Raw genomic sequence first — 15,104 nt, forward strand, 5'->3', positions numbered from 1 at the left:
GTTGAAAGGGGATATTTATGGAAAACAATACAAATTTCGAAGCGTTATCCGAGGCACTGACACATAATTTCAGAAATGCTTGGGAAGCACTTGATGAATCTGAGACGAAGGCATGTTTTGAACTCAGTGAAAAGTATAAGGTGTTTTTGGATTTGGGGAAAACGGAAAGAGAAAGTGCAAGAGAGATTTTAAAACAAGCGGTATCTAAGGGTTATAAATCTGTTGAAGATTTTATTTCTGGAAAAGAAAGTTTAAAGGCGGGTTCAAAAGTTTATGCGATGAACCGTGATAAGTCGATTATACTCTTTGTGATTGGCAAAAAACCTTTAAAAGAGGGAATGAACGTTGTAGGAGCTCACATAGATGTGCCCAGAATTGATTTGAAACCATTTCCTTTATATGAAGAGAGCGATATGGCGTTTTTTAAAACACATTATTATGGTGGCATTAAAAAATACCAGTGGACGGCAATACCACTTGCTTTACATGGTGTTGTTTTTAATAAGCATAATGAAAAAATAGAGGTTGTAATCGGCGAAGATGATCAAGACCCCGTTTTGGCAATTACAGATTTGTTACCGCATTTAGCGAAAGATCAAACGAGTAAAACTTTAGCAGAAGGCATTGCAGGAGAGACGCTCAACGTTCTTGTGGGCAATATGCCCATTGGCGATGATAAGACGAAAAACAAAGTCAAACTCAATGTCCTTAAAATTTTAGATGAAAAATATGGCATCAAAGAAGAGGATTTTTTATCCGCTGAGTTCGAAATTGTACCAGCAGGTAAAGCAAAAGACTTAGGCTTTGATAGAAGTATGATATCCGCTTATGGTCATGATGACAGAGTTTGTTCGTATGCAGGACTGGCTTCAATACTGGAACTCTCTGATGTGGAAATGACTGCATGTGCTATGTTTATGGATAAAGAAGAAGTGGGGAGTCAGGGCAATACCGGTTCTCAATCCAGATATTTTGAAAATATGGTATCAGAACTTATCGCTTTACAAGAACCCAACTTTAGTGATTTGTACATTAAGAGATGTATTTCAAACACTGCTGTTTTATCAGGCGATGTGGGTGCAGCTTTTGATCCTAATTATGCTGGCGCTTATGATAAAAGCAATTCAGCACATATTGGTAAAGGTGTGCAACTTGTTAAATACACAGGTGCTAGAGGCAAATCTGGCTGTAATGATGCCAATGCAGAGTTCTTAGGTTCTGTTAGAAAACTCTTTAACGATAATAATATCGTTTGGCAAATCGGCGAACTTGGAAAAGTAGATCAAGGCGGTGGAGGCACAATTGCTTATATTCTTGCAAATTCAAATGCAGAGGTAGTGGATTGTGGTGTGCCAGTCTTGAGTATGCATGCCCCTTATGAGATTGTCAGTAAAGTTGACGTCTATATGACTTATAAAGCTTATAAAGCGTTTTTGAAGCGTTAAATGTGGTGTAGATTAATAAAGCTATAGTGACATAAACTGTTTACAACTGATTCACAAAGAGCATTGGAATAGTATTTCAAAATGTTGTATAATAAATGATAGAGTATGTAAAAGAGCATTCGTTTAATGCTCTTTTTTTTTAAAAATTTAAGGTATGAAAGATCCGTGAGGATGATTTAAATGGGAGGTCACTTATGAATAAAAAGGTTTTTATTGTAGATGATGAAGAAAATATAAGAGAGTTGATCTCGTTATATTTGACAAAAGAAGGTTATTCAGTTGAAACTTATGGTTCTGGCGAAGCTTGTCTTGAAGCTTTTAAATCCAATATACCAGATTTGGTATTGCTTGACATTATGATGCCAGGAATTGATGGCTATGACACTTTAAAAGAAATCAGAAAACTGGGTACGGTACCTGTCATTATGATTACTGCAAAAGAAGAAACTTTTGATAAAGTGCTTGGACTTGAACTTGGCGCTGACGACTATATTGTTAAACCGTTTGATCCTAAAGAATTAACAGCTCGGGTAAAAGCGGTTATAAGAAGATTTCAAAATACAGATAAGGCAGATACGGAAGGCATTGTATCAGTGCCGAATTTAACGATAAATATGGTGGATTATAACATTATTTACTTTGGAAATACTTTAGAGTTACCCCCAAAGGAAATTGAACTCTTGAATTATCTTGTGAATCATCCAAATCGTGTGTTCACAAGAGAGCAGCTTTTGGATCACATTTGGGGTTATGACTTCTTTGGTGAAACGAGAACAGTGGATGTGCATATTAAACGCCTTAGAGAAAAGTTTGAAAAACCGGATAATGGTTGGGAAATCAAAACGGTTTGGGGTGTTGGCTATAAATTTAAATTGGATTAGAGTTGAGGTGTATTCATGAAAACAATTTTTCATAAATTTGCCTTTATCTATATTTTAATTTTTTTGATATCCTTTATATTGATTATCATTGGCGTGAGGAGTGTTCTGGATTATTATTTTGTCAGCAATGAATCCGATCTGATCACTCAAAGAGCACAGAACTTTGAAAAAATTGTCAATAGTAAGTATGTCAATAGTATTAGTTTAGATCTTTTACAAGAACAGATTATGCTCCTCGATGGTTATACAGGTGCTAACATATGGCTGTTTACTGAAGAGGGTGCTTTTTATTCGACGTCTAATTCGACTTATGATATGCAGCTTGGTAAGTATCCTTATCTGGCGGATGATATTAAGTCTGTTTTTGAAGGGCGAGAAACAAGTCGAGAAGTCTTGTATGAAGGTATTTCGCAAGATCGCGTTTTAAGAGTGGGCTACCCCTTTCATGTGGGGGATAAGATTTATGCCATGTTCATAAATGTACCAATGCCTGAACTTGAAGATACCATTTCAAAAGTTTCAGTCATTATTTTTATATCTTTGTCAATATCGGGGTTTTTAGCGGTGACTTTGATTTTTATGATCACAAGAAGAATGGGACATGAAATCAAGGTTATTAATGATGCCGCTAAGTTCATCGCACAAGGGAACTTTGAAAAGAAGATTATTATTAACCGAAAAGATGAACTTGGTGAGCTCGCCGAAAGTTTTAATGCCATGGCAGCGGAACTCAATAAGCAAGAAAATACGAAGAGGATGTTTATCTCTAGTCTGTCTCATGATTTAAGAACACCACTTACAACCATTAAAGGATATACACATGGAATGCTTGATGGGACCATAGAGGCAGATAAACAGGAAAGATATCTTAAAATTGTATCTACGGAAAGCGATCGATTAATTAAAATGATTAATGATTTACTGGATTTATCTAAGATGGAAAGTGGTGCTTTGATCCTCAATAAAACAGACTTTGATATGAATGATGTGATTGTAAATGTTTTAGATAGTTTTGAGCAAAAAATAATTGATAAGCGTATTAAGTTGACCATAGATTTAACGAAAGAAAAAATATTGGCGCATGGAGATATGGCTTCAATCCAAAGGGTAATTTACAATCTCATGGATAATGCGACTAAATTTGTGAATATGGACGGTGAGATCAGCATTAGAACTGAACTTAAAAATGATAAGTTTTATGTCGGCATTAGTAATTCAGGCAATGTACTCAGTCCTAAAGAATTGAGTGTCATATGGGATCGGTTTACGAAACTGGACAAATCAAGAGGCCTTGAAAAAAAATCTTCTGGGTTAGGGCTTTCAATTGTCAAGGAAATCGTCAAAGCACATCATGAAAAGATAGAAGTATATAGCAATGAAGACATTGGTGTTGCCTTTATTTTCACTGTTGCAACACAGATTTTTAAATAGGCACGAATTAATAGGTGTACGGTGTACCTCGTGTCATGCGCATTATAGATCCCAAAGTTTTTTATAAGTTTTCAAAATTGTTCACAAAAACTTAAAAATGATATTGTAAGATAGCATAGTGGGAGGTGTATAGAATTGTTCAAAATCAATCCTGAAAAAAGACATAAGAATGCACTAGACCAACTTTTTTATGACGTTATGGAAGAAAAAGTAAGTTGTGCCGTGAAAAAAGGTGAAAATGTGATCAATACTTTTGATGTAGATGTCAGTGAGACTGACAGAGGTTACATCATTGAAGCAGAACTACCGGGGTTTTCAATTGATCAGATCACCATTATTTACGAAGATAATTATTTGAGCATTATTGCTCAAAAACAGGAATCCAATAAAAGTGATTTTATACGCCGCGAAAGAAGAAATGGTTTGTTTAGACGTAATTTTTTTGTTGAAGATGTTGAAAGAGAAAATATAAAAGCGACTCTTAAACATGGCGTTTTGACAATTGAACTTCCAAAAAGCACACATACAGTTTTTTAAATTTTTAGTGAGGTGATGACGAATGAATGAAAAAAAAGAGTCTAATATTCATGAGACAAATGCAGACTCATCAAAGGACCCGAAAACACTGGAAAATATGTATGTTGAAACTGAGGGCAATGTAGAAGGCAGTGAAGCTGAAATAAGCTTAGACGCAGGTGATGCAAAGCAAGAGCCAAGTGAAGTTCTCGAGCTGCAGGCGGAATTAAGTGAAAAAAGTGTATTCGTTGGTGGTGCTGAGTCACATATCATCAACGTGACTCAACAGGGTGCTTCGGAGAAAGTTAAAGTTAAGACTGCGCCTAAAGTCAAAAATGTATTAGCGGTATTACTTGCAATTGTGTTAGTGGGTTCAACTACTTTTACGGTAGGTTACTACCAAGGACAGATTAATCTTCAAGATGAAAAGATTAATGATCGTGTCAATGAGATTCTCGACAAAAATATCAATGATAAGGTCTATAATTCGGTTGTTAAGTATTTAGATGAGAAAGGTAATCCGATTACAGTAGGCGATGTGAACATTGCGAGTATTTTCAAAAATGTAAGTCATTCTGTAGTGGGACTAACCAGTAAATTGAAATATTTTGATTGGTTTAACAACGAACGCTATACAGAGGGTACAGGATCGGGTGTTATCGTCAAAGAAGAATCAGATCGTTATTATATTGTTACTAATTTTCATGTTGTTGACGGTGCCACAGAGGTTGTTGCTGAAATTGTAAGTGAGCAAATCGTACCCGCAACTCTGATTGGTTACGATGAAGATTCTGATTTAGCAGTGGTTTCTATCCTAAAATCGGACATTCCAGATGCCTATAAGAATCTGATTAAACCCATTCAGGTGGGGTCATCAAGTGATTTAGATGTTGGCGAACCCGCAATAGCGATCGGCAATCCACTGGGTTATAACAACACTGTAACTTATGGTGTCGTAAGTGCTCTTGAGCGCAAAGTGACGTCGGATCAATCCAATGCGTATATTCAGACAGATGCTGCGATCAATCCAGGAAATTCTGGTGGTGCACTGGTCAATAAAAAAGGTGAACTTATCGGCATTAATACGTCTAAGATTTCTGAAACGAGTGTTGAAGGCATTGGCTTTGCAATTCCAACGGATACGATAATGCCAATTGTTGCAGAGCTCATAAAAAATGGTTATATATCAAAGCCTTATATGGGCATCGGTGGTGTCGATATTGATGAAGAGACTTCCAAATTATACGAGATGCCTATCGGCGTACTGGTAAAATATATTTATGAGGATTCGCCTGCACTTAAAGCAGGATTGAAAGAAATGGACGTGATCATAGGCATAGATGATCAAAAGATCTTTACGATGGATGATCTTACGACCACTTTATCAAGTTATAAGCCTGGAGACACCGTTACAATAAAAGTCATTAGAGAAGGCAAAGATAAACTTGAATTACCGCTTGTCTTGGGCGATCGCAATAAAAAATAAAGGATAGAATGAATTCAACCCATATAACAAAAAGTGTATAATTTATTTATACACTTTTTTGACGTATAATAGGATTAATAAATGGAGCAGAGTCAAAAGGAGGCGTTAAACGATGGCTATCCAAAATATATATTTTGTACCTCATCCTCCCATTATTATGCAAGAGATTGGTGGGAGAGATGTTGAAAAAGTTGAGGAGACTGTATCGGCATATCACAAGGTAGCAAAGCAGATTGCTGAAGATAAACCCAAAACAATCGTATTTATCTCCCCACATGGACTATCTTTTGATAATGGCACTTGTCTCTACGACGCGATTTCTCTCAAAGGCGATTTTGAAATGTTCGGCGAATCTACAATAATTTTTCAAAAAAATATAGATCAAGAGCTGACAAGGTCTATCGAATCTTTTATGGATGAAAGTGATTTTACGAGTATTTTGATGACGCATGAACTTGTGAAAAGCTACAATCGATCTTTAAAATTAGATCATGGCGTCATGGTGCCAATGTATTTTATAGATCAGTACTATAGGGACTATCGGGTGGTTCATATAACACCGGGCGGAACATCTTTGTTAGAAAATTACAGAATAGGAATGCAGATTCGAAAGGCAACAGAACAAGCAAATGACTGCGTGCTTGTGTGCAGTGGGGATTTATCGCATGCACTCAAAAATTCTGGACCCTATGCTTTTCATAAAGAGGGACCGATATTGGATCGTGCGATATGTAATGCTGTAAAAAATCAGGATGTCGAGACGTTGCTTACCATAGAAGATACATGCCTTGAAAATGCAGCTCAATGTGGTCTTAAATCATTTTTAATGGGTTTTGGTGCACTTGATGGCTACGCGTATGAATCTGCCTTATACAGCTATGAGGGGCCTTTTGGAGTGGGATATATGGTGGCAAGGCTGACGCCACTTGCAAAATCGGATTCTTTTTATGGCACTTTTACTACAAAAAGAGCGCAACTGTTTGATGAACGCGTTGGTAGAGAAAGCTTATATGTATCTCTTGCCAGATTAACGATAGCGCATTATTTTAAAACAAGGCGAATGCTTAAGCAAGCCGAGTTTAAAAAGATAATTTTAGAATCAGATTTGTATCCTTTTACGGTAGAAGATGTCGCGACTTTTTTAGAGGCTCTATCAGATGAGCGCAAAGGCAGTTTTGTTTCGATTCATAAAAAGCATGCTCTCAGAGGGTGTATGGGCACGATTGAACCGGCGTTTTCGGATCTATACGATGAAATCACATACAATGCGATCGTTGCCGCCACAGAAGATCCAAGATTTAATGAAATTGGTCTGGATGAGATGGCAGATTTAGAGATTACAGTAGATGTGCTCATGCCAAAAGAGTCGGTTCAAAGCCTAGAGGCATTCGATGTTAAGCGCTATGGCATGATCGTTGAAAAAGGCCGTAAACAGGGGTTGTTGCTCCCCAATATAGACACCGTGACCAATGTCAAAGAACAATATCGGATTTGTCTTGATAAAGCGGGGATTTATATGGATCAAGAGGTAAAGCTCTATAGATTTGAAGTGATTCGATTTGAGTAGAAGGCAAGTCAAACAAAATGGCCTTTTCGGATAAATTAATAAAAATGAGAATATAGACCTAGTGGTGTTCAATGCTTTGAAATTACAAGGGTATGATGATTTGATTCAAATTGCCAACAGCCCAGAATCTTAAAAAAATCTAAACTGAATGTAATTTGGTCAAGAATAGTGTAAAATATTAGGTATACAGTCTACAAGTAACTTATAAGGAGCGTAATTGTGAAAGCAAAAATTAAATCGATGTTTAAAGTGGTAATAGTATTACAAATCGTTTCTATGATGATTTTTGGATCTTTTTTGAGTCAACCACTATTTGCAGCAAGTGAAGGGATACATGTTGTTGAAAATGAAGTGTTTGATCGTGTAACACTTATGTCAGCTTCTGAGGGCAGAATTCTGTTTTCAGATGATGCGGGTTATGGCTACCTTGATTATGAAGGGCATATTGTAATTCCTGCACAGTTTGAAGAGGCTGAAGCTTTTAATTCTGGTATCGCTCGAGTGACAACAGCAGAGGGCGTAGCTTACATTGATTCATTGGGTAAGACGGTCTTTACGCTGAAGGCACTTGCGACAGAACTGGATGTCAATATTGAAGATTTTTATATCTATGAATTCAGTAATGGTTTGGCTATGGTTGATAATTATGAGAGCATTGGATATATCAATACAACTGGAAAAATGGTAATTCCTTTTGGAACTTACTACGATGGCAATGTTTTTGGCAATCCTTTAGCACTGGTTTACAACGATGATTATGATCACTTTTTTATAAAAGCGGATGGTAGTAAAGCGTTTGAGACCAAAGCGGACTATGATTATTATGCATTTTCAAGTGGCAGAGCTGTGGTTTATGATTCTGCTAGTAGCCAATATGGTTATGTGGATGAATTAGGAAAGTTAGTGGTGCCCTTTACTTTAGACGATGCCTTTGATTATATAGGAGATATCGCGATTTTTGAAGAAGATGGCAGATATGGTGTTCTTAATAAAAAAGGAACGGTTATTATCAAGCCGACTTTTAAAAGTGCTCAGATTTCGGATGATGGCTATTTAATTGGTGATGACGGTTTTTTTACAATGATTTTAAGTGACCAAATGAAACCCATTGGCAAATTTTTAAGCGATTTGAACCCTGATTTTTATGAAAATCTCTATGTTGAAGATGAGGGCATCCATTATGTGTTTAAGGATTTTTCGGGTAATGCATTGACCACTTGCACTGAATATGCGTATTTAGGCGATCATATTTTTTCAGTGGACGGCGGTAAAATAATAGATACACATGATGTAAAAGCTAATCCTACACAAGCAAATGCTTTTAATGTAAATGTGGATTATGATTTTAAGTTCGTTGATAATACAGGCAAAGTTGTTCTGGATCTATCTGATTATGATAGTGTTGAACCTTTTAGTGAAGGCCGTGCAGTTGTTGAAAAGGATGGAAAATATGGTTATATCGATAAAACAGGAACAGTTGTTATCTCCATTCAGTACGAAAGTGCGGGCAATTTTAGTGCGGGTAAAGCATCAGTCTACCATAATGACAACAGTTATACTCTAGATTTAAATGGAAATATAATAAGTGATGAAGATGACTATGGGAATGGCAATTCTAACCCTGCTTTCTATACGATTTCAAAAGAGGGCGATGGCTATGTAGGGATTGCAAGTACTGAAACTGATCAAATTGTGTTGCAACCTAAGTATTCCAGTATTGAAGATATGGGAAACGATGTGTTTTTATTAGAATCTGATGGACTCTATGGCTATTACGATGCCCAAAAGAACAGATTAGTGGATCCAGCTTATGAAGATATGGCTATTTTTCCAACAGATAATGTGATTATAGCAGAGTCTAAAGCGCATTTATATGGTATGACAGATTTGAGCGGTAATGTGCTCGTCGAGTCAAAATATGAGTACATCAGTGCCCTAGATAATGGTTTATATGAAATATCAGATGAAAATCAGCTGTCGGGTGTGGTGGATCATAAAGGCAATGTGATCGTTGATGCTGCATACGATTATGTTGAGGCTTACGTTACAGATCAGGTGCTCGTTTTGGGATTAGAAAAGGGGATTGTTTATTCTACCTTGATCTATGATATGAAGCGTAAGACGGTGATCAATCGGAATTTAAGTGGTTACCCAATGGCATTAGGAGATCATAGTGTCGTTTTAGAATCAGAAGATGGCGAAGTGAATGTAGTGGGTTTTAATGGCAATGTTATTTATAGAACGACAGATGTTTTTGTAGAGACTTATGGGGATTACCATCAGTTCATGGATGAGCATGATGTGTACTACATTGTCGATAAAGCTGGAAAAACTTATCTTGAAAATAATACTTTTGATGATCTATACCTACCAGTGGATTCAGATCATATGATCTTTATGGAAGCGGATAAATTTGGGATAGTGGCGCTGGATGGTACAGTAAAGACAAAGGCTTTATACAGTCAAGTCAGTTATTTAAATGATGGTGTTATGGCTGTTTTAGATAATGGTCAATTCGGATATATCCATGTTGACGGTCAATACATTGTCAAACTGGGTGAATACGACTATCTTTATAATTTTACCGATGGATTGGGGCTTGTGATTAAAGTGAATGATTAGTCAACGATTAACGGGATGAGTTCAAATCTATATTCTATTTAAAATGTAAGAGGTTTCTTAGATCATGCGTATCTTCCTTATCTAAGAAACCTCTTTTTTTATGTAGCGGATGAGTTTGATGCGCACAATTTATTGAGAATTTAACGTTGACTTAACAACAATTTGTTCTTAAAGTGATAGAATCCAGAGTATGGTAGCCTTATATATAAAATTTGACTTTGCTTAGGGCAATGGAGGAGATTGAAGATGTTTAATAAATATTTTGGCCATTATTTACTTTCAAAACATATTATCACGAAAGAACAACTGATCATTGTGTTATCGGACAAAAACAAGTCGCGTGTAAAATTGGGCGTGTTGGCAATTGACGCGGGTTATATGACTGCAGCTCAAGTTACTGAAGTTCATAATCTTCAGGCTAAAAAGGATCGTCGATTTGGGGATCTCGCTATTGAAAATGGATTTCTTACAGAAGAACAACTTGAAGTCCTGTTATCTAAACAGCAAGAATCTCATACGACTCTTGGTCAGGTTTTAATGGATGAGCAAATAATGAGTTATGATGATTATGAGCAATTGCTTGTTCAATATAAGATAGACTCAGGTTTTTCAGATGATGAGATAGAGATTCTTAAATCCAATGACACGGATGCCATTTTGGAATTGTTTCTGGACATGGGGAATACTGAAGAAGTCAAATTGTTTAAGGCGTACGTTGAGCTTTTCATTAGGAATATAATTCGATTTGTCGATAGAGATGTGGTGATCGGGAAACCTTATTTGACTGAAGTATATGCCTATCAAAACTACGCTTCTCAAGATATCGTGGGCTCTTATTCGATGGAAACAGGCTTGTCCGCAAGTGATGATGTCATTATAAAATTTGCAATGGCATATACGAATATGTCTATAACAGAAGTTAATGCGATGGCTAAAGATGCAATCGGTGAATTTATGAATTGTCAAAATGGACTGTTTATTTCAAACTTATATCATAAAGGCATAAACTGTAATATCGAACCACAAGTGTTTAGAGAAAAAGGCGAAATAACAGCGCAGATGAAACTGTTCGTGTTGCCGTGTGATCTACCGTTTGGGAACGTCGATATTTTATTTAGTATATAGAGGGAGTGGTGAAAGGTATGGCTAGAATTTTAATTGTGGATGATTCGGCAATCTCACGGATAAAACTTAAAGATATTTTCGAATTAGATTGTCATGAAATCGTTGGTATGGCAGAAGATGGTTTAGAAGGTGTTGAAAAATTTAAAGCCTTAAAACCAGATCTCGTAACACTAGATGTCACAATGCCTAAGATGAAAGGGCTCGATTGTTTAAAAGAAATTATGACTCTTGATCAAAACGCAAATGTAGTCATGATTTCTGCACTGGGTAAAGGCGATACGATATTAGAAGCATTAAATGCGGGTGCATTGAATTATATTACAAAACCTTTTGAAGAAAAGCAGGTCCTTAAAACAATTCGTGAGGCATTAGAGGAGCTGTAGAGCATTTTATTGCTTGGAGAGGATTATGAGCGAAACCGTTTTAAATTTAGTAGAAGATGCTGAAGTCGTTTTGAATACTGTAAAAGCAAGTCGTATAAGCACATATTTTGAAGAATATCCTTCGTGTAAAGGCATCGTCGTACAGGACGAAAGTGAGAGGCCTGTTGGATTGGTGATGAGAAATCATTTTTACCAGAAGATTGGTACTCAGTTTGGATACTCATTATATATGAACAGACCTATTGAGCTTCTTATGAAAACTGAAATTATTAAGGTGGACAAAGATTGTGATTTAGCTACTTTTGGGCTAAAAGCAATGAACCGACACGAAAATGATGTTTACGATCTGGTCATCGTCATGGATGCGGAAATATGCGTTGGTGTCATCAGCATTTCGAACTTTTTAGCGGTGATGTCTGAGATCAAACAACGTGAGATCGAATTGCTCAATAACCAGCAGCGCATCTTAAAAGAGGCTAATGAGCAGGAAAAGAAATATCGACTGGAAATTGAGCAAAAAAATCAGTCTATTAAAAGTTTGTTAAATAATGCAGATCAGGGCTTTTTAAGCTTCACTGAACCGTTGCTTATCTCGGAAGAAGTGAGTAGTGTCTGCGAGTCTATCTTTGGAAAACCGATTTCGGGATTGCATTTTGGCGATCTCATGCGTTCCTTTTTAAGACATGACACTTATGAAATGCTTTTGGATTCTTTAGAAAGTTTGTTTCAACAAACGAAAAAATCAAGGGCGAAAGCTTATCTTAAATTGTTGCCAGAAACCTTTAAAACAGACAAACGCGATATACAAATCGATTACAAACTGATTGCTTTTAATGAAGATAAAAAGCTCATGGTCATTTTAACGGATATCACAGACAAAATTGCTCTAGAACAAAAGCAACAAGACGAAAAAAATAATATGAAGTTAGTGCTCGCTGCACTGAATAATAAAACAGAGATTCTCGAAGCGGTTGAAGATGCGCGTCTGTTCTTCAAGGCAAAGTATAAAGAAATCTTAAAAGAGTCGAGCAGTGTTTTGGAAGGTCTCAGCGAAGTGTTTCGCAGGGTTCATACGATGAAGGGCGATTTTGCTTTATATGCTTTTCACAACACGGCAGTGGGATTGCATGTGATCGAAGATCAGTTAGCGGCATATTTAAATGCTGTAGAGCCTATAGACCCCACAGAGCGTATAGCCGGTCTTGAGTTAGAAACCTACTTAGATACGTTAAATTTTGAAAATATCATCAGCAAAGATATTGAAATTATTGAAAATTTCCTTGGGAAGGGGTACTGTGAATCTGAAAAGAAAATGACTGTAAACCTAGAGCAGGTTGAACTTTTTATAAAAGCAATAGAAGCGCGATTTGAAAAAGACGATAGAACCTATCTCGTCGGAAAGATTCGCGATTTGACGAATCCAACACTAAACGAGATTCTATTGAGCTACAGCGATTATGTCAAAATACTTGCGCTCAAACTCAATAAGTCGATTTCAGAATTTCAGGTCACGGGCTCCACGGTGCCTATTAACCGAAAGTATTATGCTGGATTTTTAAAAAGTTTGATTCATATCTTTAGAAATATTGTGGATCACGGCATTGAGTCGCCAGAGGAAAGGGTGGAAGGGGGTAAGCCAGAAGGTGGTGCAATTCGATGTGATCTTCGTGTGGATCACCATGCCATTAGAATGATGATTTCAGATGATGGGAAGGGAATTGATCCAGAACAAATTCGCCTAAAAGCTATAGAAAAGAACCTCTATACACCGGCGTCTGCAGCGCTTTTTTCTGATAAGGAAATGATTCAAACGGTATTTAATGCCGATTTCTCGACACAGAGCAAGGTGAGTATGCTGTCTGGGCGCGGTGTTGGTCTCTATGCCGTTAAAACGGAAGTGGAAACTCTGGGGGGAAAAGTAGAAGTGGATTCTGTGAGGGGTGAGGGGACTCAGTTTCGTATGGTGTTGCCTTTAGAGCGGATTTAGAGGATTTAGAGGACAAAAGGGGATTGAATATCAAAAAAAGAAATGGATCTGTTGCAATTGCAATAGGTCCATTAGTTTTTATCCCTTCACGTAAAACAGACGGCTTAAAGAAACCTTAATCCAAAAAAGGAAAAACCCGAAACATTTAAATATAAACGTTTCGGGAATATTGGTGCCGAAGGCGGGGGTCGAACCCGCACGAGTGTTACCTCTCCGGATTTTGAGTCCGGCGCGTCTGCCAATTCCACCACTTCGGCGCGGAACTTCTCTATAATAACATAGGTTTAGTTGTGATGCAATACCCTTTTGAAAAAATATTATATTTCTTTTTTGTTATAATAATTTAATCCTTGAAATCTTAAAATATGGTAAACTGAAATTAATAGTGAAAGTTAGACAGTAAGCCATTTTAATGGAATATGAGGAGGTATTATGTATAGCGAAAGACTTAAAAAAGTAAGATCACATATGAGCCTGAATCAAATCAATGCCATGATTGTAACCGCTACAGATTCGATCTTTTATTTACTTGGTGTGGAGATTCATCCTGGAGAGAGATTGCTGGCACTCTTAATTGAAGAACACAGTGCGGTCCTCTTTTTAAATGCATTATTTCCACTTAAGGAGACCTTGCCTGTGGCAGTGAGATATTATAAGGATACAGATAGACCGATTGAAATGATTTCAAAAGAAATTGAGGATCAACTTACAGTCGGCATAGATAAAGAATGGCCAAGTCGATTTCTGCTAGAATTAATGGGGCTCAAACCATCGTGTCATTTCGTGAATGGGTCCATAACGGTTGATACTGCAAGACTTATCAAGACCAAAGACGAAGGCCAATGGATGCAGAATGCATCGAGCATAAATGATGAGGTCATGCGACGTGTTTATGCATACATTCAGGATAATGTGGGGATAAAGACAATCACAGAGAGCGCGTTGCAAGAGCAAGTCAAAATATTTAATTCAGAATTAGGGGTTCATGAGCTTTCATTCACACCACTGATCTGTTTCGGTGAGAATGGTGCAGAGCCACATCATGACAGCGATGAGACCCTATTAAATGAAAATCAAGCCATTATTATAGATATTGGTGGCAGAAAAGAAGGGTATTGCTCTGATATGACCAGAAGCTTTTTTTATGGGACACCATCGGATGAATACATCAAAGTATATGAACTCGTTCGAAAGGCAAATCTTGCTGCGATAGAAGCGGTTAAACCGGGGGTTCGCTTTAAAGAGATTGACGAGGCCGCTAGGCATGTGATTGAAGAAGCGGGCTATGGTGAATTTTTCACGCATAGGACCGGCCATGGTATTGGGATCAATGTTCATGAATATCCGGACGTTTCAGCTGTTAACGAGATGATTTGTGAAGCGGGGATGACTTTCTCCATTGAACCGGGCATTTATCTCACTGGGAAATTTGGCGTAAGAATTGAGGATCTTGTTTGCGTTACAGATGAAGGGTGTGTCGTTCTAAATCAATATCCGAAGGCGCTTATGACGATTAATGTGCCTAAACTGGAATGTAAAATCTAGTGTATATCATGTTGTGAATTGGATCAAGTTGCCTTGGTCCTTTTACATATTACAGAATAGGGTATGAATGAAATGTCGTAAAAAATTGATGAACTGATGGAACTTTTTGAAACTGG

11 protein-coding genes and 1 tRNA gene are annotated in these 15,104 nt (G+C 37.1%); 11 read left to right on the forward strand and 1 reads right to left on the reverse strand.

The window, feature by feature from the left end; all coding sequences use genetic code 11:
* Positions 1–17: 17 nt before the first annotated feature.
* From F3D3_RS09760 to F3D3_RS09805, 10 genes are all read left to right on the forward strand, one after another.
* Complete coding sequence (locus F3D3_RS09760; RefSeq protein ID WP_069873445.1) at positions 18–1,445, forward strand: aminopeptidase; 1,428 nt, start codon at positions 18–20, stop codon at positions 1,443–1,445.
* Between the two features lie 194 nt (positions 1,446–1,639).
* Positions 1,640–2,326: a response regulator transcription factor gene (locus F3D3_RS09765; protein ID WP_069873447.1), complete on the forward strand. Its 687-nt coding sequence runs from the start codon at positions 1,640–1,642 to the stop codon at positions 2,324–2,326.
* A 15-nt stretch (positions 2,327–2,341) separates the two neighbouring features.
* Positions 2,342–3,757: a HAMP domain-containing sensor histidine kinase gene (locus tag F3D3_RS09770; RefSeq protein WP_069873449.1), complete on the forward strand. Its 1,416-nt coding sequence runs from the start codon at positions 2,342–2,344 to the stop codon at positions 3,755–3,757.
* A gap of 135 nt (positions 3,758–3,892) precedes the next feature.
* The gene (locus F3D3_RS09775) at positions 3,893–4,294 is read left to right on the forward strand and encodes an Hsp20/alpha crystallin family protein (protein ID WP_069873450.1); all 402 of its coding nucleotides are present in this window, start codon (positions 3,893–3,895) and stop codon (positions 4,292–4,294) included.
* 22 nt (positions 4,295–4,316) lie between these two features.
* Positions 4,317–5,759, forward strand: a complete 1,443-nt coding sequence (locus F3D3_RS09780) for a S1C family serine protease (RefSeq protein WP_069873452.1) — start codon at positions 4,317–4,319, stop codon at positions 5,757–5,759.
* Positions 5,760–5,871: 112 nt separating this feature from the next.
* Positions 5,872–7,326, forward strand: a complete 1,455-nt coding sequence (gene amrA / locus F3D3_RS09785) for an AmmeMemoRadiSam system protein A (protein WP_069873454.1) — start codon at positions 5,872–5,874, stop codon at positions 7,324–7,326.
* A gap of 219 nt (positions 7,327–7,545) precedes the next feature.
* The gene (locus F3D3_RS09790) at positions 7,546–9,948 is read left to right on the forward strand and encodes a WG repeat-containing protein (RefSeq protein ID WP_069873456.1); all 2,403 of its coding nucleotides are present in this window, start codon (positions 7,546–7,548) and stop codon (positions 9,946–9,948) included.
* A 246-nt stretch (positions 9,949–10,194) separates the two neighbouring features.
* Positions 10,195–11,073: a chemotaxis protein CheX gene (locus F3D3_RS09795; protein ID WP_069873457.1), complete on the forward strand. Its 879-nt coding sequence runs from the start codon at positions 10,195–10,197 to the stop codon at positions 11,071–11,073.
* Positions 11,074–11,090: 17 nt separating this feature from the next.
* Positions 11,091–11,456: a response regulator gene (locus tag F3D3_RS09800; protein ID WP_069873702.1), complete on the forward strand. Its 366-nt coding sequence runs from the start codon at positions 11,091–11,093 to the stop codon at positions 11,454–11,456.
* 25 nt (positions 11,457–11,481) lie between these two features.
* Positions 11,482–13,443: an ATP-binding protein gene (locus tag F3D3_RS09805; protein ID WP_069873459.1), complete on the forward strand. Its 1,962-nt coding sequence runs from the start codon at positions 11,482–11,484 to the stop codon at positions 13,441–13,443.
* Between the two features lie 170 nt (positions 13,444–13,613).
* Here the strand turns inward: F3D3_RS09805 and F3D3_RS09810 are convergent.
* Positions 13,614–13,700, reverse strand: a tRNA-Leu gene (locus F3D3_RS09810).
* A gap of 175 nt (positions 13,701–13,875) precedes the next feature.
* On the opposite strand from F3D3_RS09810, the gene F3D3_RS09815 reads away from it, so the two are divergent.
* A complete protein-coding gene (locus tag F3D3_RS09815; RefSeq protein WP_069873461.1) occupies positions 13,876–14,988 on the forward strand; it encodes a Xaa-Pro peptidase family protein in 1,113 nt (370 codons plus the stop codon).
* The last annotated feature ends 116 nt before the right edge of the window (positions 14,989–15,104 follow it).

It is taken from the genome of Fusibacter sp. 3D3, assembly GCF_001748365.1.
Lineage (GTDB): Bacteria > Bacillota > Clostridia > Peptostreptococcales > Acidaminobacteraceae > Fusibacter_A.